Raw genomic sequence first — 21,776 nt, forward strand, 5'->3', positions numbered from 1 at the left:
CGCGGCTCACCTCGCGCCCGGCGTGGTGAGCGAGGACCTGCGGCTCGGGACGATCGCGTCCACCAGGCCGTGGTCCAGCGCGCCCTGCGCGTCCAGGATCGTGTCCCGCTCGATGTCCGCGCTCACCTGCTCGGGAGTGCGCCCGGTGTGCCGCACCAGCAGCTCCTCCAGGCGGGCCCGCACCCGGAGCAACTCGTCCGCCTGGATGGCCAGGTCGCTCGCCTGCCCCCGCACCGGCTCGGTCAGGGCGGGCTGGTGGATCACCACCCGGGCGCCGGGGAGGATGGAGCGCTTGCCCGGCGTGCCGGCCGCCAGCAGCACCGCCGCGGAGGAGCCGGCCTGGCCGAGGCAGGTCGTCTCCACGTCACAACTGACGTACTGCATCGTGTCGTGGATCGCCGACATCGCGCTGAACGAGCCGCCGGGGGAGTTGATGTACAGGGCGATGTCCCGGTCCGGGGCCTGGTGCTCGAGGTACATGAACTGCGCCATCACGTCGTTCGCCGAGATGTCGTCGATCGGCGTCCCGAGGAAGACGATCCGCTCCTCCAGGAGCTTCGAGTACGGATCCATCGTCTTCCGGCCGGCGCTCGTGCGCTCGTGGAACTCGGGCAGGACGTGACGGGCGGTCGGTCGGGTCATGGCGTACCCCTCCTCACGGCAGGCTGTCTGTAAAAAATGTACAGGACGTACGTGACGTTATGATGGGGGTATGGCCTACGAGATTCCGGTGACGCAAGCCAGGGCTGAGCTCGCCGACCTGATCAACCGGGTGGTGTACGGCGGCGAGCGCGTCGTCGTCACACGGCACGGAAAGCCGCTGGTCGCCCTCGTCTCGGCCGCCGACCTCGAACAGCTCGAGGGGCTCCAGGGACCCGCCGAGGACCAGGTGATCAGCGCGGTCTCGACCGTGCGGGAGGTCGCGTCCGCTCCTCGCGAACAGCAGCGGTTCGGCATCGCCGCCCACCACCGGGGCGCCGGGCCGTCGTAGAGAGGGCCGTCGTGGCGAGGTGCCTCGGCAACGCGTGAACCCCGGCCGCTGGGCCGGGGTCCGGTGGAGCCGATTCTTCAGCCGGCCGGCGCGGGCGCGGGCTCCGCAGAGGTGGAAGCCGTGGGCTTCGTCCGCTGCTTCAGGGCGTTCCCCAGCATGACCGCGCCCAGCCCCAGCACCGCCCACCAGGCGAGCGTCAGGGCGGGTCCGGTGGCCGCCGCCCCGTCGAAGAAGGACACCGGGCGCAGCAGGGTCGCGCTCGCGCCCGGCGGCAGCCACTGGCCGGTCGTGCCCACCGGGTCGGGCAGCAGTTGCGGGGCCGACGCCGCTGCCGAGAACGGGTTGCCGAGGAACATCACCAGGAAGGCGACGGCACCGATCCCCGCCGGACCGACCAGGGCGGCGAGACCCGCCACGGCGGCGCTCACCGCCAGCGTAGCGAGACCGAGCGTGCCGGCCTCCGCCCACCAGTTGCCGGTGAGGGCGCCGAGCCGGCTGTGCCCGAGCGCGGCCGCGACGACCCCCACCAGGGCGGCGGCGACGGCCCGGAATCCGCGCAGTCCGAGCAGGGTCACGACCGCGCCCGCCACCAGACCGGCCGGCGCCAGCGGGAGCACGGACGAGCTCAGGGCCGCGCCCCTCGGGTCGTACGCGGGGGTGCGCCGCCGTCAGACCCTCGACGGCGCCACCCTCTGCTTCGCCCGCAACGGCTTCCACGCCACGTCCGTGCAGGACGTGCTGAAGGAGGTCGATCTGTCCGCCGGGGCGGTGTACCGCTATTTCAGCGGCAAGGAGGAGCTGATACGCGCGCGGATCGTCGGGGAGTACCAGGACGCCGGGATGATGCGCGCGGACATGCCCCCGGAGCAGGTGGCCCGGACAATGATGGCGGCCGCGATGGGCTTCATCGCGCAGCAGGCCCTGTTCGGGCCGACCCCCGCCGACGATCTTGCGGCGGGTCTACGGGCGTTGATGAGCATGGGGGACGACGCCGGAACGCGCTGAGGGGCAGGCCCGCCCGCCCTCCGCCGGGCCGGCGGGGCGAGCACAGGGCCGCGCTGATGGATCACGGCTCGGTTAACGTGCCTGAAACCGGATCCAACTAGCCTGCGGGTCCACGCCACCAGGGACTTTGCCCGGGGCTGAGGCAACCGGACCCCGCACGGTCCGGAGCGAGGACTGTGAGGTGGGACGTGCAACTGACCCCGCACGAGCAAGAACGGCTGCTGATCCACGTGGCGGCCGACGTCGCCGAGAAGCGCCGGGCCCGCGGGCTCAAGCTGAACCACCCCGAGGCGGTCGCGCTCATCACCTCGCACATCCTCGAGGGCGCACGTGACGGCCGTACCGTCGCCGAACTCATGGCCTCCGGGCGGACCCTGCTGACCCGCGACGACGTCATGGAGGGCATCCCCGAGATGATCCACGACGTGCAGGTCGAGGCCACCTTCCCGGACGGCACCAAGCTCGTCACCGTCCACGACCCGATCGTCTGAGGGGCCCCGATGATCCCCGGAGAGATCCTCTTCGCCGACGGCCCGATTGCCTACAACGAGGGCCGTGAGGTCACCCGTCTGACCGTCCTCAACGCCGCCGACCGGCCCGTCCAGGTCGGCTCCCACTACCACTTCGCCGAGACCAACCCCGGCCTGGAGTTCGACCGGGCCGCAGCCCGCGGCAAGCGGCTGAACGTCGCCGCCGGCACCGCCGTGCGCTTCGAGCCCGGCATCCCGGTCGACGTGGAACTCGTCCCGCTCGCCGGCGCCCGTGTGGTGCCGGGGCTGCGCGGGGAGACCGGAGGTGCCCTCGATGCCTGAGATCTCTCGTGCCGCCTACGCGGACCTGTTCGGCCCCACCACCGGCGACCGCATCCGGCTCGCCGACACCGACCTGCTGATCGAGGTCGAGGAGGATCGTTCCGGCGGCCCCGGGCTCGCCGGTGACGAGGCCGTGTTCGGCGGCGGCAAGGTCATCCGCGAGTCGATGGGCCAGTCGCGGGCCACCCGCGCGGAAGGCACCCCCGACACCGTCATCACCGGCGCGGTCGTCGTCGACCACTGGGGTGTCGTCAAGGCCGACGTCGGCATCCGCGACGGCCGCATCACCGGGATCGGCAAGGCGGGCAACCCCGACACCATGGACGGGATCCACCCGGACCTGGTGATCGGCCCCGAGACCGAGGTCATCGCGGGCAACGGGCGGATCCTGACCGCGGGCGCCATCGACGCGCACGTCCACTTCATCTGCCCGCAGATCGCCGAGGAGGCGCTGGCGTCCGGCGTGACCACCCTGGTGGGCGGCGGAACCGGCCCCGCCGAGGGGTCCAAGGCCACGACCGTCACCCCCGGCCCCTGGCATCTCGCCCGGATGCTGGAGGCGATGGAGCAGTACCCGCTCAACATCGGCTTCCTCGGCAAGGGCAACACCGTCTCCCACGAGGCGATGCTGTCGCAGATCCGCGGGGGCGCGCTCGGCCTCAAGCTGCACGAGGACTGGGGCTCGACCCCGGCCGTCATCGACGCCTCGCTGACCGTCGCCGACCGCACCGGCATCCAGGTCGCCATCCACACCGACACCCTCAACGAGGCCGGTTTCGTGGGCGACACGCTCGCCGCGATCGGCGGCCGGGGCATCCACGCCTATCACACCGAGGGCGCGGGCGGCGGTCACGCGCCGGACATCATGACCGTGGTCTCCCAGCCGCACGTGCTGCCCAGCTCCACCAACCCGACCCGGCCCTTCACCGTCAACACCGCCGAGGAACACCTCGACATGCTGATGGTCTGCCACCACCTCAACGCGGCCGTCCCGGAGGACCTGGCCTTCGCCGAGTCCCGCATCCGCCCCACGACCATCGGCGCCGAGGACATCCTGCACGACCTGGGCGCCATCTCGATCATCTCCTCCGACGCCCAGGCCATGGGCCGGGTCGGCGAGGTCGTCATGCGGACCTGGCAGACCGCGCACGTCATGAAGCGGCGCCGGGGCGCCCTGCCGGGCGACGGCCGGGCGGACAACCATCGCGTACGGCGCTATGTCGCCAAGTACACGATCAACCCCGCCGTCGCCCAGGGGCTCGCGCACGAGGTGGGCTCGGTCGAGACGGGCAAGCTGGCCGACCTGGTGCTGTGGGAGCCGGCGTTCTTCGGCGTCAAGCCCCATCTCGTGCTGAAGGGCGGCCAGATCGCCTATGCGCAGATGGGCGACGCCAACGCGTCCATCCCCACCCCGCAGCCGATCCTGCCCCGGCCGATGTACGGGGCGATCGGCCGGGCGCCGGCCTCGAACTCCTTCAACTTCGTGGCACCGCTCGCCATCGAGGACGGACTGCCGGAGCGGCTCCAGCTCGGCAAGCGGTTCGTGGCGATCGAGTCGACGCGCGGGGTCACCAAGGCCGACATGCGCGAGAACGACGCCCGGCCCGACGTCCGGGTCGACCCCGACAGCTTCGCCGTGCACATCGACGGCGAACTCGTCGAGGCCACCCCGGCTGCCGAACTGCCCATGGCCCAGCGCTACTTCCTCTTCTGATGGCGGGGTTGTGATGTCACGGGCCGCACTGCTCGTCCTGGCCGACGGCCGCTTCCCCGCCGGGGGCCACGCGCACTCCGGCGGGGCGGAGGCGGCGGTCAAGGCGGGTCGGATCACGGACGCGGAGAGCCTGGAGGCGTTCTGCCGGGGGCGGCTGCACGCGGCGGGCCTGGTGTCGGCGGCGCTGGCCGCGGCTGCCGTACTCGGCGTGCCGCCGCGGGAGTTGGACGCGGCGGCGGACGCGCGCACCCCGTCCCCCGCGCTGCGGCTCGCCGCCCGCAAACTGGGCCGACAGCTGACGAGGGCGGCCCGCGCGACCTGGCCGTCCGCCGAACTCGACGCGTTGGCAGCGGAGTTCCCCAAGGGCGCCCACCAGCCGGTCGTGCTGGGCCTGGCGGCTCGCGCGGCGGGCCTGGAGGCCGTGGACGCGGCGTACTGCGCGGTGTACGAGAGCGTCAGTGGGCCTGCCTCAGCGACGGTCAGGCTCCTGAGCCTGGACCCCTTCGACGCGACGGCCGTACTGGCAAGGCTGGCACCGGAGCTGGACCGCGTGGCGGACAGGGCTGTGGAAGCCGCCCGCAGAGCCGTCGGCGAGGGGGCCGACGTCTTGCCCGCAGCCTCGGCACCGCTGCTGGAAATCGGAGCGGAGCTGCACGCGGCGTGGCCAGTGCGCCTCTTCGCCTCCTGAGAGGCGCCCAGATGACCAAGTCAGGGGCGCGGGGAACTGCGCGACCAGCCCCCACTCACCTGCACCCGACCACGAACCAAAGGAGCCGTACATGCACTTGGACCACCACCACAACGGCCCCGCCGCAGTAAGCGCCGACGCCCACCGCAAGGACGGCTCCCACCGCGCCCTGCGCATCGGCCTCGGCGGCCCCGTCGGCTCCGGCAAGACCGCCACCGTCGCCGCCCTCTGCCGCGCCCTGCGCGACGAGCTGTCCCTCGCCGTCGTGACCAACGACATCTACACCCGCGAGGACGCCGAGTTCCTCCTCCGGGAAGCCGTCCTGCCTCCCGAGCGCATCACCGCCGTGGAGACCGGCGCCTGCCCCCACACCGCGATCCGCGACGACATCTCCGCCAACCTGGAGGCCGTCGAGGACCTGGAGGACGAGGTCGGCCCCCTGGACCTGATCCTCGTGGAGAGCGGCGGCGACAACCTCACCGCCACCTTCTCCAAGGGCCTGGTCGACGCCCAGATCTTCGTCATCGACGTGGCCGGCGGGGACGACATCCCCAGGAAGGGCGGCCCCGGCGTCACCACCGCCGACCTGCTCATCGTCAACAAGACCGATCTCGCCCCGTACGTCGGCTCCGACCTCGCGCGGATGGCCGCCGACGCCAAGGCCCAGCGCGCCGAACTCCCGGTCGTCCTCCAGTCCCTGCGGAGCGAGACCGGCGTCAAGGACACCGCCGCCTGGGTCCGGTCGCAGCTCGCCGCATGGACGGCGGCGTGACCACGGCCCTGACCGGAGTGCGGGCCACCGCACGCCTGGTCGCCCGGGACGACGGGCGCGGCGGCACCGCCCTGCCCGTACTGGAGAGCGACGGCCCGCTGGCCCTGCGGCGCACCCGGGGGAGCGGCGCCGAGGCACGGGTCATGCTGGTCGGCGCGATGAGCGGCCCCCTCGGCGGCGACCACTTCACCGTGCGGGCCGAGGTCCAGGAGGGCGCCAGGCTGCACGTCGGTTCGGCCGCCGCCACCATCGCCCTGCCGGGACAGACCAAGGGCGAGGCGCACTACGACGTACGGCTCACCGTCTCCGAGGAAGCCGAACTGCACTGGCTGCCCGAGCAGTTGATCTCCGCGGGCGGCAGCGACCTGTACGTCACCACGCGCGTCGACCTCGTGAGGACCAGCCGGTTCGTGCTGCGCGAGGAGCAGGTCCTCGGACGGGTGGGGGAGGAGCCCGGGCGGCTGTGCAGCCGGCTCGTGCTGCGGATCGCCGACCGGACCGTGCTGGACCAGGAACTCACCTGCGGACCGGGCGCCCCGGGCGGCTGGGACGGACCCGCCGTGCTCGGGGGACACCGGGCCGTGGGTCAACTCCTCATCGCCCGACCGGAGTTCGCGGAGTACCCCGTGGAGGCGCGACAGCTCGCCGAACACGCCGTGGTCGTCCCGCTCGCCGGGCCCGCCGCACTCGTCAGCGCCCTCGCCCCCGACGCGCTGCGGCTGCGCCGGGTGCTGGACGAGGCGTTGGCTGTCCTGAGTGCGTAGTTCGCCCAGCGAACGACCCCATCCGGTTATCGGATTGGCAAAGAAGAGTCACGCCCCTCTGTTCACAGAGTCTCCATAGCAAGGAGGATCCCCCGTACGCATTCGAAACGATGTACGGGGAGGGATCCCTCTTGAGGGAGACGCGACCGAAGTGGCGGACGACCGCGCTCGGTTCTGCCGGAGTGCTCATCACGGCCACACTCATATCCGGTGCCGTCGCGGCACCCGCGTCCGGCGCCAACACGTACGACGGCGGCGGCCGGCACGGCAAGGACCGGGAGACCGTCGGCGCCGAGATCGCCGCGGCCCGGGCCGCGAAGGCCGGCGTCGACTGGGCGGACTGCCCGGCCGACTGGGGGATCGCCAAGCCGGTCCAGTGCGGCTGGGTCAGCGTCCCGCTGGACTACGCCAAGCCGAACGGCAAGCAGATCAAGCTCGCCGTCGACCGCATCGGCAACACCGGCACCCCGGCGGAGCGCCAGGGCGCCCTCGTCTACAACCCGGGCGGACCCGGCGGCTCGGGCATGCGCTTCCCGCTCCGTGTCGTCAACAAGAACCCGATCTGGGCCAACGTCTCCAAGGCGTACGACTTCGTGGGCTTCGACCCGCGCGGCGTCGGCCACTCCGCGCCCATCTCCTGCATCGACCCGCAGGAGTTCGTGAAGGCGCCCAAGGCCGACCCGGTCCCGGACTCCGAGGCCGACAAGCTGGCCCAGCGCAAGCTGGCCCGCGAGTACGCCGAGGGCTGCGCCGAGCGCACCGGCAAGGCGATGCTCCAGCAGATGACCACGCCCAACACCGTGCGCGACCTGGACGTCATCCGCGCCGCGCTCGGCGAGAAGAAGCTCAACTACCTGGGCGTCTCCTACGGCACCTACATCGGCGCCGTCTACGGCACCATGTACCCGAGCCACGTGCGCCGCATGGTCGTCGACAGCGTCGTGAACCCCTCCCGCGAGAAGATCTGGTACGAGGCCAACCTCGACCAGGACATCGCCTTCGAGGGCCGCTGGAAGGACTGGGAGGACTGGGTCGCCGCCAACGACGACACCTTCCACCTCGGCACCACCCGGGCCGCGGTCGAGGCCAAGTGGCTCGGACTGCGCGCCACCGCCAAGAAGAACCCCATCGGCGGGGTCGTCGGCCCGGCCGAGCTGATCAGCTTCTTCCAGAGCGCCCCGTACTACGACTCCTCATGGGTGCCGGTCGCCACGGTGTTCGGCAAGTACGTCGCCGGCGACACGCAGGCGCTGGTCGACGCGGCGGCCCCGGACCCGACCGACACGGCGGGCAACATCTCCTCGGAGAACGGCAACGCCGTCTACACGGCCGTCGAGTGCACCGACGCCAAGTGGCCCACCAGCTGGAAGAAGTGGGACCGCGACAACACCGCGCTCCACAAGCAGTACCCCTTCATGACCTGGGCCAACGCCTGGATGAACCTGCCCTGCGCCACCTGGCCGGTCAAGCAGCAGACTCCGGTGAGCGTCAGGACGGGCAAGGGCCTGCCGGGCGTGCTCATCGTGCAGTCCCAGCGTGACGCGGCCACCCCGTACGAGGGCGGCGTCGAACTGCACAAGCGCTTCAAGGGCTCCCGACTCATCACCGAGAAGGACGCGGGCTCCCACGGTGTGACCGGCCTGGTCAACCCGTGCATCAACCCGCGGGTGGACGCCTACCTGCTCAGCGGCAAGCTGGACACGGCCGACGTGACCTGCACCCCGCACGCCACGCCGAAGCCGTAACACCTGCGCAGGGGGACAAGGCGGCCGGTGCCACCCGGCCGCCTTTCCTCATGCGCCCGGCGAGTCGAGGTACGCGTCCTCCGCCGCGTAGTCGAAGAGATCGCCGTACGTCTGGAACATCCTCGGATACGCCTCCCGCCAGTCCCCTCCGGCGAGGCGCTGCTCGATCCACGCGACGGTCTCCGGGAGCCGGTCGGCGTACCGTGCCACCACCGGGTGGTAGCCCAACTCCCGTTCCGCGGCCGACATGTCGAAGACGACCGGCACCGGTACCGACCACGGAGTGTCCCCCACGGTCGGCGACGGCGGCGGCCCTTCGATCAGCACGGTCTCCGGCTCGACGCCCATCACGGAGTCGATCGCGGCGGCGATCTCCGCCACCGTCGGGGCGTCCGGGTCCACGGCGTTCAGGGCCCTGCTGCCGGGCCGGGCGGCGGCGAGCCGGACCAGTTCGGCGATGTTGTGGACATTCGCCGGGTGGAAGCGGCTCCGGCCGCCGTACGGCAGCAGGCGCCGTGGCCGCCCGTCGAGGTTGCGCTTGACGAAGTACAGCTCGCGCGGGGTCCGGCAGTGCGGTCCGTGGATCGCCCCGGCGCGCAGCAGCGTGGTGGGCAACCGGTCGCCCGCGGCGAGGAGTTCACGCTCCAGGGCGGCCTTGCGGGTGCTGTACGACGACTCGCCCGGGGCGACCGTCCGCTGCTCCTCGCCGGTGGGCACCGGGTACTCGGGGAAGCCGTCCGGCTCCGCCTGGGTGTCGAAGCTGCGGCCCTTGTCGTCCTCGTACACCGAGACGCTGGAGACCACCACGGCGGAGCCCACCCGGTCGGCCAGCGACACCAACTGCCGTGCGTGCTCCGGCCCGTAGGCCACCACGTCCACCAGGACCTCGCAGCCCTCGCCCACCGCGGCGGCCAGCGCCGAGTCGTCCGCCCGGTCGGCCCGCGCGGTACGCACCTCGGCGGGCCAGCTCTCGTCCCGCGCGCCGCCCCGCGAGACGGCGGTCACCTCCCAGCCGTCGCGGGCCAGCGCGCCCACGGCCGCCCGCCCGATCTGTCCGGTCGCCCCGATCACCACAGCACGTCGTGTCATGCCGTGACCCTACGGTCGGAGGCCGGACGGGCACAGGCGGCTCTGCCGACAGCAGAGGTCAAAGCGCTCTGCCGCGAGCAGGGGTTGACTCGGTCAACTGAGCGGCAGGCGCGGGAACTTGCGCTCCTTGGCGGCAGCGGCCTCCGCCGCCTTCACCACGGCCGCGTACTCGTCGACGTACTCCTGGTCGGACAGCTTCAGGATGGCGTACATGATCTCGTCGGTGATCGCCCGCAGGATCGCCTTCTCGTTCTCCATCCCGGCATAGCGGGAGAAGTCGAGGGGCTTGCCGAAGCGGATCACCACGGGGTGGATGTTGGGGATGACCTTGCCGGGCGGCTGGGCCTCGAAGGTGCCGATCATCGCGCAGGGGATCACCGGCACCTGGGCCCTGAGGGCCATCACCGCGACGCCGACCTTGCCCTTGTAGAGGCGGCCGTCATGGGAGCGGGTGCCCTCCGGGTAGATGCCCAGCAGCTCGTCCTTGCGCAGCACGCCGAGGCCCTCGCGGATGGCGGCCTGCCCCGCCTCCTTGCCGGAACGGTCGACCGGGATCTGTCCGGCACTGCGGAAGAAGAACGCGGTCAGCCGGCCCTTGATGCCGGGGCCGGTGAAGTACTCGGCCTTCGCCAGGAAGGTGATGCGGCGCTTGAGCACGGCGGGCATCAGGAAGTGGTCGGAGAAGGACAGGTGGTTGCCGGCCACGATGGCCGCACCCGAGTCCGGGATGTGCTCCAGGCCCTCTATTCGAGGCCGGAAGACCAGTCTCAGCAACGGCCCCAACAGCACATATTTGAGCAGGTAGTAGAACAAGAGGGGGCGCTCCTCGGTCGGGCGGACGGGCTCAACTCCGCGTTCTGGCTGGTCAACCGGCGTGAGATGGGGCTGTCAGTGTAGGCGCAGGCGGCGGGACCCGGAACAGCCCCGACCGCCGCTCCAGCTTGATCCCCTCGCGCGGCCGACGGCAACTCGACGAGCACGGGTGACGCGATACGCGCCACAGGCAGGCCGGGGACTCCCTCTTGCCTTCCATCGTGTGCCCCGGTCCGGCGAGGCCACGGCAGCACTTCGCCTCACCCGCCCTCACAACCGCACGATCACCAGCGCCGTGTCGTCCGTCGCGCCGCTGGTGGGCAGGAGTTCCGCGAGGACGGCGTCGGCCAGGGTCTCGGGGTCCTCCTCGCGGTGGCGGGTGAGGGAGTCGGCGAGGCGGGCGAGGCCGATGTCGACGTCCTCCTGGCGGCGCTCGACGAGACCGTCGGTGTAGAGGGCGAGCGTCGCGCCCGCGCTGAAGGTGGTGGTCGCCTGCGGCCGGGGGATCGGGTCCGGCCGGGCGTCCAGCGGCGGGTCGGTGGCCTTGTCGAGGCACTCCACCCGGCCGTCGGCGTGCACCAGCATCGGCGGCGGATGTCCGGCACTGCTGTAGGTGATCGTGCCGCGCTCGAAGTCGATGAACGTGGTGACCGCGGTCGCCGACTCGGCGCCCTCGACCACATTCGCGTACCGGCCCAGCACGTCCAGCGCCTGCGCCGGCCCCTCGGCCACCCGCGAGGCCGCGCTCAGCGCGCTCCGCAGCTGACCCATGACACAGGCCGCTCCGAGCCCGTGGCCCACCACGTCGCCCACGGAGACACCGACACCGCGCCCGCCCACCAGGTCGACCAGGTCGTACCAGTCCCCGCAGACGTTGAGCGCGCCGACCGCCGGCCGGTAGCGGACGGCCGCCCGGTCGTGCAGCGACTGCCGGCTGACCGGCAGCATCGCCTCCTGGAGGGCCAGCGCGACCTCACGCTCACGCGCGTGTGCCTGCCGCAGCCGCTCGTTGAACTCCTGGAGTTCACGGGCCCGGGTGTACAGCTCCGCCTCCAGGACCCGGGCCCGGCTGCCGCGCGGGCCGCCGCGGGCGCGCATCAGCTCGGTGACCTCCTCCACCCGGTGCACCACCAGCGCGACCTTGCCGTCCGGGCCGAGCACCGGGGCGTTGACGGGGCTCCAGTACCGCACCTGCCACTCGCCGGGCCGCTCGGGGTTCTCCACGTCGTAGCGCTGGAGCGCCATGGCGTCGCGCTCGCCGGTGTCGAGGACCCGCCGGAGCGAGGCGGCCAGGTTGCGCATGCCGGTCGCGGCCCGGTCGTTCGGGTTGTCCGGGAAGACGTCGAAGAAGTAACGGCCCACGATCTCCTCGCGCCGTCGGCCGGACACGCTGAGGAACTCCTCGTTGACGTCGGCGAACACCAGGTCCGGTGTGACCAGCGCGACCACGCCGGGGAGCGCCTGGAACACCGCCGCGTAGTCGATGGATGTGTCGCTCATTGCAGCCGCCTCGCCGCCGGGGTGACCCATTTTCCCACGATATGAGGGTTTCCAGGGATGGGCCGCAGGGATGGATCGCAGGGAGGGTCGTAGGTACGGATGCGGTGTCCGGAGCTCAGGCGCCGGGTTCCCGCAGGGACTGCTCGGCCCAGATGACCTTCCCCTCGGGCACGAACCGGGTGCCCCAGCGCTGGGCGAACTGGGAGACCAGGAGCAGCCCCCGGCCGCCCTCGTCGGTGGTCCGCGGATGGCGCAGGTGGGGCGCGGTGGAGCCGCTGTCCAGCACTTCGCACATCAGGGTGCGCGCCCGGATCAGACGCAGCCGGATCGGTCCGACGGCGTGCCGGATGGCGTTGGTGACGAGTTCACTGACGACCAGTTCCGTGGTGAACGCGAACTCCTCGAGCCCCCACTCCGTCAGCTGCCGGGACGCCGCCTTGCGGGCCTCGGCGACCTGCGCCGGGTCCACGGGCACGTCCCAGTCGGCGACCTGTTCGGGCCCCAGCAGCCGGGTGCGGGCCAGGAGCAGGGCCAAGTCGTCGTGCGGCTGGTCGGGGGCCAGGGAGTCGACGACGGCCCGGCAGCGCAGGTCGAGCGTGTCGGCCGACCGCTCCAGGGCCTCGCGCAACCGCTCCCGGCCGGCTTCGAGCGACCTGCCCTCACTGTGGGCGAGCAGCCCGTCGGTGTGCAGCGCGAGCGTGCTGCCCGGGGCCAGGGCCAGCTCCACGGACTCGAAGGGCGGGCCCCCGACGCCGAGGGACGGCCCCTGAGGCAGGTCCACGAAGGCGACCGTGCCGTCGGGCAGGATCACGGCGGGCGCGGGATGCCCGGCGGCGGCCATCGCGCACTGCCCGTCGACGGGGTCGTAGACGACGTACACACACCCGGACCCCACCGCCTGAGCACTGTCGGACTCGTCCGGCGGGTCGTCGGGGGCGGCCAGGGACCGCGAGTTGCCGGGGGCCGGTGGGTCAGCGGGGGTATCGGAGCTGCCGGGAGCTCGCGCGCCTCCGGGCGCGGCCTCCGAGCCTCCCGCCAGCCCCGAGCCGTCCGCTGTCCGCGAGCCTCCCGAGAGCCCCGAGCCGTCTGCTGTCCGCGATCCTCCGGAGAGCCCCGAGCCGTCTGCTGTCCGCGATCCTCCGGAGAGCCCCGAGCCGTCCGCTGTCCCTGACCCTTCCGAGAGCCTCGAGCCGTCCGCTGTCCCTGACCCTTCCGAGAGCCCCGAGCCGTCCGGCGTCCCCGATCCTCCCGCAGCCCCGCACCCCTCTCCGCCCCCCGAGCCCCCCGCACCCTCAGGACCTGCCCCCTCCTCCCGCGCCGCCCGGGCCACCAGGTCGTCCAGGTGGCCCAGCACCTCCTCCGGCGGGAGATCCAGGGCCGCCAACGTCCGTACCGCGGTCCGCAGCCGGCCCATCGCCGCCGCGGCAGCGATTCCGTGGCCGGGGACCTCGCCGACCACGAGGGCGACCCGTGCGCCGGACAGCGGGATCAGGTCGTACCAGTCCCCGCCGAGGCCGGTCAGCTCGTCGGCCGGCCGGTAGCAGGCGGTCACCTCCACGGCGTCCTGCTCGGGCAGCCGGTGCGGGAGCAGACTTCGCTGGAGGACGAGCGCCGCCTGACGCTCGCGGGTGTAGCGCCGGGCGTTGTCCACACAGACGGCGGCCCGGGATACGAGGTCCTCGGCGAGGTTGAGATCGTCCTCGTCGAAAGGCTCCTGGCGACGCCGGCGGAAGAAGGTGGTGACGCCGAGCGTGGCACCCCGCGCGCGGATCGGCACGACCATCACGCTGTGCAGCCCCAGCTCCAGGAAAGTGGCTGTGCGACCGCCGGGTATGTCGGTGGCCCACTCCGCAGCGAGCGGGTCGAGCCGCTCCTCCCGCAAGGACGTGCCCTCGGCGAGACAGCGCAGCGGGGGTGTGCCGGGCAGATAGGCGGCCACCTCGCCCACCGCGACGACCGCCTCCGGCACCCCCTCGTTCACCGACTGCTGCCCGGCCCGCACCAGCGGCACCTGCTTGGTGGGCTCCGCTCCCCGCAGCACGGGCTCCAGCAGGTCCACGGTGATGTAGTCGGCCAGTGCCGGCACGGCCACGTCGGCCAGCTCCTGCGCGGTCTGCCGGATGTCCAGACCGCGCCCGATGTGCTCACCCGCCCGGTCGAGCAGGGCAAGACGCTGCCGCGCGCGGTGCCGCTCGGTGATGTCGACGACCGTGTAGTAGACGCCCATCGGCTTGCCCTGGTCGTCGTCGATCCGGGTGAACGACATGGTGTGCGCGGTCTCCCGGTGCGGGGCGGCACGGACCCGGCCGACATGCTCGTACTCCACGACCGGCTCCCCGGTCTCCAGCACCCGCCGCATCTGCGCCTCGATCGCCTCCGCGTCCAGGCCCGGCTGGATCTCCCCGAACCGCAGCCCCAGCCGCTCGGGCGCCGGAGCGCTGCCGAACTGCTCCAGGGCCGGGTTGGACCACACACAGCGCAGGTCGGTGTCGACGATCGCGATGCCGATGGGGGAGCGGGTGACCATCTGCTCCAGCACCGGGCGGCTCATGTCCCAGCCGGGCGCCTCGGCCAGCTCGGACAGCAGGACGAGCCAGCGGGCGGTGCCGTCCGTGTCGGCCGAGGTGACGCGCACCATCAGCCGCGCGGTCCCGCCCCCCTTGCGTACGGCGGTCAGCAACCCCGCCCAGCCGCCGTCGGCGCGGCAGCGCTGGGCGAGCTCGGGCACGCGGCCGGCGTCCTCGGCGGTGAGCAGAGCGGCGGCGGTCATCCCCACGGCCTCCGAGGCGCCGTAGTCCAGCAGGCGTTCCGCGTCCCTCGTCCAGCCGGTGACGATTCCGTGGGCGTCGAGCAGCAATGGCGCGGCATCGGCCACGTCGAACCGGTGCCGCGCGGTGTCATGCCCTTTGTGAGCGCCCACGGACGACCTCTCTGTCGCTGAGAGTGGTCTATCACCTCTTCGTCACATCTTCACCCGGTGAGGTGGGAGTGCGCCTACGGGGGAGGGCGGTGTGGTGGGGGCGCGGGTGCGGGCCGGTGGGGCCTTTCGCGCACCCCCGCGCCCCTCAGGCGTGTCAGCGCCTGAGCACCTTTTCCAGGACCCCGAGTGCCGACTCCAACTCCTCCGCCGTGATCGTCAGCGGGGGTGCCAGGCGGATCGTCGAGCCGTGGGTGTCCTTGACCAGGACTCCCTCGTGCATGAGCAGCTTGCTGACCTCACGGCCGGTGCCGATCTCCGGGTCGATGTCCACGCCCGCCCACAGGCCTCGGGCGCGGAAGCCGACCACGCCCTTGCCGACCAGGCCGGTCAGACCGTCCCGCAGGACCGCCCCGAGCTCCGCCGCCCGGCTCTGGAACTCGCCCGTCTCCAGGAGTTCCACCACCGCCGTGCCGACCGCCGCCGCGAGCGGGTTGCCGCCGAAAGTCGAGCCGTGCTCGCCCGGGCGCAGGACGCCGAGCACGTCCCGGCGGGCGACCACCGCCGAGACCGGGACGATGCCGCCGCCCAGCGCCTTGCCGAGCAGCAGCACGTCCGGGACCACCCCTTCGTGCTCGACCGCGAGGGTGCGGCCGGTGCGGCCGAGGCCCGACTGGATCTCGTCCGCGATGAACAAGCAGCCCTTGCGACGGGTCAGCTCGCGCACCCCGCTCAGATAGCCGTCGTCGGGAACGACCACGCCCGCCTCGCCCTGGATGGGCTCCAGGAGCACCGCGGCCGTCGTCTCGTCGACCGCCTCCTCCAGCGCCGCCAGGTCGTTGTACGGCACGATCCGGAAGCCCGGTGTGAAGGGACCGAAGCCCGCCCGCGCGGTCTCGTCCGTGGAGAACGACACGATCGTCGTCGTACGGCCGTGGAAGTTCTCGGCGGCCACCACGATCGTGGCCCGGTCGGCGGGGACGCCCTTGACCTCGTACGCCCACTTGCGGGCCACCTTGATGCCGCTCTCCACCGCCTCCGCGCCGGTGTTCATCGGCAGCACCATGTCCAGGCCGGTCAGCGCAGCCAGGCGTTCCGCGAACTCGGCGAGCCGGTCGTTGTGGAAGGCGCGGGAGGTGAGGGTCAGCCGGTCCAGCTGCGCGTGCGCCGCCTCGATGAGCGCCGGGTGGCGGTGGCCGAAGTTGAGGGCGGAGTAACCGGCCAGCATGTCCAGGTAGCGGCGGCCCTCGACGTCCTCGACCCAGGTGCCCTCGGCACGGGCGACGACCACGGGCAGCGGGTGGTAGTTGTGCGCGAGGACCGGTTCCTCGGCGCGGATGAGATCGGCGGAGGAACGCGTGCTTACGGGTGCGGTCATGAGCGGATCTCCTGGGTGCAGCACTTGATGCCGCCGCCGGCCTTGTGGAGCTCGGAGAGGTCGACGGGGACGGGGACGTAGCCGTGCTCGTCGAGACGCACGGCGAGGGCCTCGGCCTGTGGGGCGATGAAGACGTGCCGGCCGTCGGACACGGAGTTCAGCCCGAACGCCATCGCGTCGTCGCGGGTCGCGAGCACCGCGTCCGGGTACAGCCGCTCGAGTACCGCGCGACTGCCCGCCGAAAAGGCCTCCGGGTAGTAGACGATGTTGTTGCCCACCGCCGAGTCGTCGAGCACGAACAGTGCCGTGTCCAGGTGGTAGAAGTGCGGGTCCACCAGGGTCAGGCTGATCACCGGGTGGCCGAAGAACTCCTGCACCTCGCGGTGGGCCTCCCGGGTGGTCCGGAAACCGGTCCCGGCCAGCACGTACCGGCCGGTCCAGACGAGGTCGCCCTCGCCCTCGCAGACCGACAGGGGGCGCCGGACGTCGTAGCCGGCGCTCTTGAACCACAGGTCGTAGTGCGTGGACTCGGGGCGCCGCTCGGGCGCGTGGAAGAGCGAGCCGAAGACGCGGCCGCCGACGACGACCGCCGAGTTCGCGGCGAAGACCATGTCCGGGAGCCCGGGGACCGGCTCCACCGCGTCGATCTGGTGCCCGTGGGCCTCGTAGGCGCTGATCAGCGTCCGCCACTGCTCCTGCGCCAGGTCCACGTCGACGTGGGTGTCGGGATGCATCCAGGGGTTGATCGCGTACTGCACGGCGAAGTGTCTGGGTTCGCAGACCAGGAATCGCCGCGAGCGCGGCACACGGGAGTCGGACACAGAGGGGTTCCTCCGCTTCCTGCGCTGTCTACTGAGGGTTGACACCACGGTAGGAAGTGACCCGGGGGCCCGACAAGCAACAAGAATTGCGTGTCCGCGCAGGAATGCTGCGAATATCGCCGGTAAAACGCATGGCTGCTGCGTTTATCGGCTACGCCTCCGGTGCGGGCTGGCTCGCCCCCGCCTCGGGGCTTTCCGGGAGGAGATGGGACAGCACCATCACGCTGATCGTCTTCCGGATGAACGGCTCCACCCGGATGCGCTCCAGCACCTCCTCGAAGTGCTCCACGTCCCGCGCCCGCACATGCAGCAGCGCGTCCGCGCCGCCGGTCACCGTCATCGCCGCGGTGATCTCCGGATGGTTGCGGACCACCTCCGCGAGCCGCCTCGGCGGGGCCGCGCCCTCGCAGTACACCTCGACGTACGCCTCGGTGCGCCAGCCCAGCGCCGAGGGCCGCACCGTGGCCGTGAACCCGGTGATCACCCCGGTGTCCCGCAGCCGGTCCACGCGCCGCTTCACCGCCGTGGAGGACAGTCCGATCGCCGCACCGATCTCCGCGAAGGAGGTCCGCGCGTTCGCCATCAGCGCGGTGATGATCTTCCGGTCGAGCTCGTCGAACGCGGCGGTCCTGCTGTTCATGTCGGCACTGTATCCAGCGCGGGCGTCCACACCACCGCACGTGCCCAGTCGTACGAATTGCTCCTACACTCCGGGTTCATGCTGCGCGCCCTGGCTGTCGACGACGAACGCCCCTCGCTGGAGGAACTGCTCTACCTCCTCGGCGCCGATCCCCGGATCGGCAGTGTGGAAGGGGCCGGTGACGCCACCGAGGCGCTGCGCCGCATCAACCGCGCGCTGGAGTCCGGCCCGCACGGACCCGAGGCGATCGACGTCGTCTTCCTCGACATCAACATGCCGGGGCTCGACGGCCTCGACCTCGCCCGGCTGCTGACCGGCTTCGCCAAGCCGCCGCTGGTCGTGTTCGTCACCGCCCACGAGGACTTCGCCGTCCAGGCCTTCGACCTCAAGGCCGTCGACTACGTCCTCAAACCGGTCCGCAAGGAACGCCTCGCCGAAGCCGTCCGCCGTGCCGCCGAACGCCTCGACAGCGCGCCCCGCATCCCCGTGCACGAACCCGACCCGGACCACATACCCGTCGAACTCGGCGGGGTGACGCGGTTCGTGGCCGTCGACGACATCACCCACGTCGAGGCCCAGGGCGACTACGCCCGCCTCCACACCGACAAGGGCAGCCACCTCGTCCGCATCCCGCTGTCCACGCTGGAGGACCGCTGGCGCTCCCGCGGCTTCGTCCGCATCCACCGCCGCCACCTCGTCGCCCTGCGCCACGTCGGCGAACTCCGCCTGGACGCGGGCACGGTGAGCGTCCTCGTCGGCGGCGAGGAGCTCCAGGTCAGCCGCCGACACACCCGCGAACTGCGCGACCTGCTGATGAGGAGGCCCTAGCCGTGCCCCAGGACCCCGTCGAGCGGCGCGTCGTCGTCACCGGCCCGCCCCGCCGCAGCCGCCCCGCCTCCGGCTACTACCGGCCGCGCACCGAGATCGACGAACAGACCACCCTCGGCCACACCTACGTCCGCTCCCTGATGCGCACCCAACTGCGCGCCGCCCTGGCGGTGTTCGCCTTCCTGGCCCTGCTCGTCGGCCCGCTCCCGCTGCTCTTCGCGGCGATGCCCGACGCCCACCGCCTCGAATGGGCCGTCCTCGGCTTCGGCCTCTACGTCCCCCTGGTCCTGCTGGCCCGCTGGTACGTGCGGCGCGCGGAGCGCAACGAACGGGACTTCGTGCGCCTGGTCGAGGACCGATGAACTCCAGCCTGGTCGAGGACCGATGAATTCCAGCTACTCCGTACCGGCCGTCGCGCTCGTGGTGGTCGCCACGGTCCTCGTCGGCGCCTTCGGCCTGCGCATCTCCCGCACCACCTCCGACTTCTACGTCGCCTCCCGCACCGTCGGCCCCCGCCTCAACGCGGCCGCCATCAGCGGCGAGTACCTCTCCGCCGCCTCCTTCCTCGGCATCGCGGGCCTGGTCCTGGTCCAGGGCCCCGACATGCTCTGGTACCCGGTCGGCTACACCGCCGGCTACCTCGTCCTGCTCCTGTTCGTCGCCGCCCCCCTGCGCCGCTCCGGCGCCTACACCCTCCCCGACTTCGCCGAGGCCCGCCTCGCCTCCCAAGCCGTACGGCGGCTCGCGGGCGCCTTCGTCGTCGGCGTCGGCTGGCTCTACCTGCTGCCCCAACTCCACGGCGCCGGACTCACGTTGACCGTCCTCACCGGGGCACCCCAGTGGCTCGGCGGAGTCATCGTCGCCGCCGTCGTGGTCGCCACCGTCGCCGCGGGCGGCATGCGCAGCATCACCTTCGTGCAGGCCTTCCAGTACTGGCTCAAGTTCACCGCCCTGCTCGTCCCCGCCCTCTTCCTGATCCTCGCCTGGCAGGGCGACGGCGCCCCCAGCCACGCCTTCGAGGAACCGGCGACCTTCCGCGAACAGCGCGTGGTACGCGTCGACTCCACCCTCGATCTCAAACTCCAGCGCCCCCTGACCGTCACGGTCACCGGCACGGTCGACGGCCGCCCGCACGAGGACGACACGCTCCGACTCCCCGCCGGCACCCACCGCATCGACAAGGGCACCAGCTTCACCTTCGTCCGGGGCACCACCGTCCCGGCCGCCGACCGCGGTACCGGCGACGGCATGTCGACCTCGCTCGCCGCGGGCCGCGAGGACCGGCCCCTGTACGCCACGTACGGACTGATCCTCGCCACCTTCCTCGGCACCATGGGCCTGCCGCACGTCGTCGTCCGCTTCTACACCAGCCCGCACGGCGTCGCCGCCCGCCGCACCACGGTCGCCGTCCTCGGCCTGATCGGCTGCTTCTACCTGCTGCCCCCGGTCTACGGCGCCCTCGGCCGCCTGTACGCCCCCGAACTCACCCTCACCGGGGACGCCGACGCGGCCGTACTCCTCCTCCCGGAGCGGATGATCGGCGGCCTCGGCGGCGACCTGCTGGGCGCACTGGTGGCGGGCGGCGCCTTCGCCGCGTTCCTGTCCACGGCCTCCGGGCTCACCATGGCCGTGGCGGGCGTGCTCACCCAGGACGTCCTGCCCGCGCGCGGCGTACGGCACTTCAGACTCGGCACGGTCCTCGCGATGTGCGTCCCGCTGGCCGCGAGCGTCCTGGTCGGCGGACTGCCCGTCGCCGACGCGGTCGGCCTCGCCTTCGCCGTTTCCGCGTCCTCCTTCTGCCCCCTGCTCGTGCTCGGCATCTGGTGGCGGCGGCTCACCCCGCCCGGCGCCGCCGCGGGCATGCTGGTCGGCGGCGGCTCGGCTTTCCTCGCCGTGGCCGCGACCATGGCCGGTCTCCCCGCGAGGGGCCCGCTGCACGCCCTGCTCGCCTGGCCCGCGCTCTGGTCGGTGCCGCTCGGCTTCCTCACCATGGTGGTGGTCTCGCTGTCCACCGCGAGCCGGGTACCGGCGGGCACGGCGGCCATCCTGGCCCGCTTCCATCTGCCGGAGGAACTGCGGGCGGAGGTCAAGGCATGAGCGGATTCCTGGCAGGGCTGTGCGTGGCGATCCTCCCGCTGCTCGCGGCCGGCTTCTGGCTCGGCCGGCGCACGGCCGGCTCGCAGGCCCTCGGCGGTCTCGGCACCCCCGTCGAGCACGCCACCTTCGAGACCCTGCACACCGCCTCCCTGGCCGCGCCTCCGCTGCGGGCCGGGCTGACGGAGGAGACCGCCCGCAAGTCGGCCCGCCGCCTGCGCACCCTGCTCGGCACGGACGCGCTGTGCCTCAGCGACCAGAAACAGGTCCTGGTCTGGGACGGCGTCGGCGGTCACCACCGCACCGAGATCATGGAACGCCTCGCGGGCCCGCTGGAGACCGGCCGCGGCGAGGCCTTCCGGCTCGCGTGCGACACCCCGGACTGCCCGGTCCGCTGGGCGGTCGTGGCCCCCCTCACCGTCGACGACCGCGTCCACGGCGCCCTCGTCGCCTGCGCGCCCCGCGAGTCCGCCGTACTGGTCCGGGCCGCCGGAGAGGTGGCGCGCTGGGTCAGCGTCCAGCTGGAGTTGGCGGACCTGGACCAGTCCCGCACCCGCCTGATCGAGGCCGAGATCAAGGCACTTCGGGCCCAGATCTCCCCCCACTTCATCTTCAACTCGCTCGCCGTGATCGCGTCCTTCGTCCGCACCGACCCCGAGCGCGCACGCGAACTCCTCCTGGAGTTCGCCGACTTCACCCGCTACTCGTTCCGCAGGCACGGCGACTTCACCACCCTCGCCGACGAACTCCACGCCATCGACCACTACTTGGCGCTCGTGCGGGCACGCTTCGGCGACCGCCTCTCCGTGACCCTCCAGATCGCCCCGGAGGTGCTGCCGGTAGCCCTGCCCTTCCTGTGCCTCCAGCCCCTGGTGGAGAACGCCGTCAAGCACGGCCTGGAGGGCAAGACCGAGAAGTGCCACATCCAGATCACCGCCCAGGACGCGGGCGCCGAGGCCCTCGTGGTCATCGAGGACGACGGCGCCGGAATGGACCCGGTACTGCTCCGCCGTATTCTCGCCGGGGAGGTCAGCCCCTCGGGCGGCATCGGACTGTCCAACGTCGACGACCGGCTCCGCCAGGTGTACGGCGACTCCTACGGCCTCGTCATCGAGACCGCCCTGGGCGCGGGCATGAAGATCACCGCCCGGCTGCCCAAGTACCAGCCGGGCGTGCACTCGGCGGGCCGCCTCACGGGCGGCTGA

The 21,776-nt window shown here is 72.2% G+C and carries 21 protein-coding genes and 1 pseudogene; 13 read left to right on the forward strand and 9 right to left on the reverse strand.

Annotation, left to right across the window (positions count from 1 at the left end):
* Window positions 1-6 precede the first annotated feature (6 nt).
* Complete coding sequence (locus tag IF54_RS0109190; RefSeq protein WP_030316408.1) at window positions 7-642, reverse strand: ATP-dependent Clp protease proteolytic subunit; 636 nt, start codon at window positions 640-642, stop codon at window positions 7-9.
* A 70-nt stretch (window positions 643-712) separates the two neighbouring features.
* Here IF54_RS0109190 and IF54_RS0109195 point away from each other — a divergent pair, with 70 nt between their 5' ends.
* On the forward strand, window positions 713-991 hold the full coding sequence (locus IF54_RS0109195; protein ID WP_030316409.1) for a type II toxin-antitoxin system Phd/YefM family antitoxin: 279 nt from the start codon (window positions 713-715) through the stop codon (window positions 989-991).
* A 77-nt stretch (window positions 992-1,068) separates the two neighbouring features.
* Here IF54_RS0109195 and IF54_RS0109200 read toward each other — a convergent pair.
* Window positions 1,069-1,647 (reverse strand): annotated as a pseudogene (locus IF54_RS0109200) (ABC transporter permease); the annotation flags it as partial.
* 1 nt (window position 1,648) lies between these two features.
* On the opposite strand from IF54_RS0109200, the gene IF54_RS0109205 reads away from it, so the two are divergent.
* From IF54_RS0109205 to IF54_RS0109240, 8 genes are all read left to right on the forward strand, one after another.
* Window positions 1,649-1,996, forward strand: coding sequence for a helix-turn-helix domain-containing protein (locus IF54_RS0109205; protein ID WP_030316411.1), 348 nt, complete (start codon window positions 1,649-1,651; stop codon window positions 1,994-1,996).
* Window positions 1,997-2,184: 188 nt separating this feature from the next.
* Window positions 2,185-2,487 (forward strand): urease subunit gamma, encoded by a 303-nt coding sequence (locus IF54_RS0109210; protein WP_028810102.1) that lies wholly within the window; start codon window positions 2,185-2,187, stop codon window positions 2,485-2,487.
* Between the two features lie 9 nt (window positions 2,488-2,496).
* Window positions 2,497-2,808, forward strand: coding sequence for an urease subunit beta (locus IF54_RS0109215; protein WP_020123372.1), 312 nt, complete (start codon window positions 2,497-2,499; stop codon window positions 2,806-2,808).
* On the forward strand, window positions 2,801-4,522 hold the full coding sequence (locus IF54_RS0109220; protein ID WP_030316412.1) for an urease subunit alpha: 1,722 nt from the start codon (window positions 2,801-2,803) through the stop codon (window positions 4,520-4,522). Before IF54_RS0109215 ends, IF54_RS0109220 begins: the two co-directional genes overlap by 8 nt.
* Window positions 4,523-4,535: 13 nt before the next feature.
* Window positions 4,536-5,210 carry an urease accessory protein UreF gene (locus IF54_RS0109225; RefSeq protein WP_030316414.1) on the forward strand — a complete coding sequence of 225 codons (675 nt, stop codon included), beginning with the start codon at window positions 4,536-4,538 and terminating at the stop codon, window positions 5,208-5,210.
* Window positions 5,211-5,301: 91 nt separating this feature from the next.
* A complete protein-coding gene (gene ureG / locus IF54_RS0109230) occupies window positions 5,302-5,982 on the forward strand; it encodes an urease accessory protein UreG (RefSeq protein WP_030316416.1) in 681 nt (226 codons plus the stop codon).
* Entirely contained in the window at window positions 5,967-6,746 is a 780-nt protein-coding gene (locus IF54_RS0109235) for an urease accessory protein UreD (RefSeq protein ID WP_030316419.1), read from the forward strand. The genes ureG and IF54_RS0109235 overlap by 16 nt, the downstream gene beginning before the upstream one ends.
* Window positions 6,747-6,877: 131 nt before the next feature.
* Window positions 6,878-8,491, forward strand: coding sequence for an alpha/beta hydrolase (locus IF54_RS0109240; protein WP_030316421.1), 1,614 nt, complete (start codon window positions 6,878-6,880; stop codon window positions 8,489-8,491).
* 48 nt (window positions 8,492-8,539) lie between these two features.
* Here the strand turns inward: IF54_RS0109240 and IF54_RS0109245 are convergent, their stop codons facing one another.
* The 7 genes from IF54_RS0109245 to IF54_RS0109275 all read right to left on the reverse strand — a co-directional run bounded on the left by IF54_RS0109245 (window position 8,540) and on the right by IF54_RS0109275 (window position 17,649).
* Entirely contained in the window at window positions 8,540-9,565 is a 1,026-nt protein-coding gene (locus IF54_RS0109245; protein WP_030316423.1) for an NAD-dependent epimerase/dehydratase family protein, read from the reverse strand.
* A 108-nt stretch (window positions 9,566-9,673) separates the two neighbouring features.
* Window positions 9,674-10,393, reverse strand: coding sequence for a lysophospholipid acyltransferase family protein (locus tag IF54_RS0109250; protein ID WP_030316429.1), 720 nt, complete (start codon window positions 10,391-10,393; stop codon window positions 9,674-9,676).
* A 270-nt stretch (window positions 10,394-10,663) separates the two neighbouring features.
* On the reverse strand, window positions 10,664-11,893 hold the full coding sequence (locus IF54_RS0109255) for a PP2C family protein-serine/threonine phosphatase (protein WP_030316430.1): 1,230 nt from the start codon (window positions 11,891-11,893) through the stop codon (window positions 10,664-10,666).
* 115 nt (window positions 11,894-12,008) lie between these two features.
* A complete protein-coding gene (locus tag IF54_RS0109260) occupies window positions 12,009-14,813 on the reverse strand; it encodes a SpoIIE family protein phosphatase (protein ID WP_234438945.1) in 2,805 nt (934 codons plus the stop codon).
* 154 nt (window positions 14,814-14,967) lie between these two features.
* On the reverse strand, window positions 14,968-16,188 hold the full coding sequence (gene rocD / locus IF54_RS0109265; protein ID WP_030316435.1) for an ornithine--oxo-acid transaminase: 1,221 nt from the start codon (window positions 16,186-16,188) through the stop codon (window positions 14,968-14,970).
* The gene (ddaH, locus tag IF54_RS0109270; RefSeq protein WP_030316436.1) at window positions 16,185-17,009 is read right to left on the reverse strand and encodes a dimethylargininase; all 825 of its coding nucleotides are present in this window, start codon (window positions 17,007-17,009) and stop codon (window positions 16,185-16,187) included. Before ddaH ends, rocD begins: the two co-directional genes overlap by 4 nt.
* Before the next feature lie 151 nt (window positions 17,010-17,160).
* The gene (locus tag IF54_RS0109275) at window positions 17,161-17,649 is read right to left on the reverse strand and encodes an Lrp/AsnC family transcriptional regulator (protein WP_030316437.1); all 489 of its coding nucleotides are present in this window, start codon (window positions 17,647-17,649) and stop codon (window positions 17,161-17,163) included.
* 78 nt (window positions 17,650-17,727) lie between these two features.
* On the opposite strand from IF54_RS0109275, the gene IF54_RS0109280 reads away from it, so the two are divergent.
* From IF54_RS0109280 to IF54_RS0109295, 4 genes are read left to right on the forward strand one after another with little or no spacing between them, the layout of a single operon-like run.
* Complete coding sequence (locus IF54_RS0109280; protein WP_020140443.1) at window positions 17,728-18,477, forward strand: LytR/AlgR family response regulator transcription factor; 750 nt, start codon at window positions 17,728-17,730, stop codon at window positions 18,475-18,477.
* Window positions 18,478-18,479: 2 nt separating this feature from the next.
* Complete coding sequence (locus IF54_RS0109285; RefSeq protein ID WP_020140442.1) at window positions 18,480-18,839, forward strand: hypothetical protein; 360 nt, start codon at window positions 18,480-18,482, stop codon at window positions 18,837-18,839.
* Window positions 18,840-18,861: 22 nt separating this feature from the next.
* A complete protein-coding gene (locus tag IF54_RS0109290) occupies window positions 18,862-20,574 on the forward strand; it encodes a cation acetate symporter (protein ID WP_030316438.1) in 1,713 nt (570 codons plus the stop codon).
* The gene (locus tag IF54_RS0109295; RefSeq protein WP_030316439.1) at window positions 20,571-21,776 is read left to right on the forward strand and encodes a sensor histidine kinase; all 1,206 of its coding nucleotides are present in this window, start codon (window positions 20,571-20,573) and stop codon (window positions 21,774-21,776) included. The genes IF54_RS0109290 and IF54_RS0109295 overlap by 4 nt, the downstream gene beginning before the upstream one ends.

Source organism: Streptomyces sp. NRRL B-3229 (assembly GCF_000719505.1).
Taxonomy (GTDB): Bacteria; Actinomycetota; Actinomycetes; order Streptomycetales; family Streptomycetaceae; genus Streptomyces; species Streptomyces griseorubiginosus.

Coding starts and splice junctions, on each gene's coding strand:
- IF54_RS0109190 (WP_030316408.1), bottom strand. CDS start 642: ATGACCCGACCGACCGCCCGTCACGTCCTGCCCGAGTTCCACGAGCGC.
- IF54_RS0109195 (WP_030316409.1), top strand. CDS start 713: ATGGCCTACGAGATTCCGGTGACGCAAGCCAGGGCTGAGCTCGCCGAC.
- IF54_RS0109215 (WP_020123372.1), top strand. CDS start 2,497: ATGATCCCCGGAGAGATCCTCTTCGCCGACGGCCCGATTGCCTACAAC.
- IF54_RS0109220 (WP_030316412.1), top strand. CDS start 2,801: ATGCCTGAGATCTCTCGTGCCGCCTACGCGGACCTGTTCGGCCCCACC.
- IF54_RS0109225 (WP_030316414.1), top strand. CDS start 4,536: ATGTCACGGGCCGCACTGCTCGTCCTGGCCGACGGCCGCTTCCCCGCC.
- ureG (WP_030316416.1), top strand. CDS start 5,302: ATGCACTTGGACCACCACCACAACGGCCCCGCCGCAGTAAGCGCCGAC.
- IF54_RS0109235 (WP_030316419.1), top strand. CDS start 5,967: ATGGACGGCGGCGTGACCACGGCCCTGACCGGAGTGCGGGCCACCGCA.
- IF54_RS0109255 (WP_030316430.1), bottom strand. CDS start 11,893: ATGAGCGACACATCCATCGACTACGCGGCGGTGTTCCAGGCGCTCCCC.
- rocD (WP_030316435.1), bottom strand. CDS start 16,188: ATGACCGCACCCGTAAGCACGCGTTCCTCCGCCGATCTCATCCGCGCC.
- IF54_RS0109275 (WP_030316437.1), bottom strand. CDS start 17,649: ATGAACAGCAGGACCGCCGCGTTCGACGAGCTCGACCGGAAGATCATC.
- IF54_RS0109280 (WP_020140443.1), top strand. CDS start 17,728: ATGCTGCGCGCCCTGGCTGTCGACGACGAACGCCCCTCGCTGGAGGAA.
- IF54_RS0109290 (WP_030316438.1), top strand. CDS start 18,862: ATGAATTCCAGCTACTCCGTACCGGCCGTCGCGCTCGTGGTGGTCGCC.
- IF54_RS0109295 (WP_030316439.1), top strand. CDS start 20,571: ATGAGCGGATTCCTGGCAGGGCTGTGCGTGGCGATCCTCCCGCTGCTC.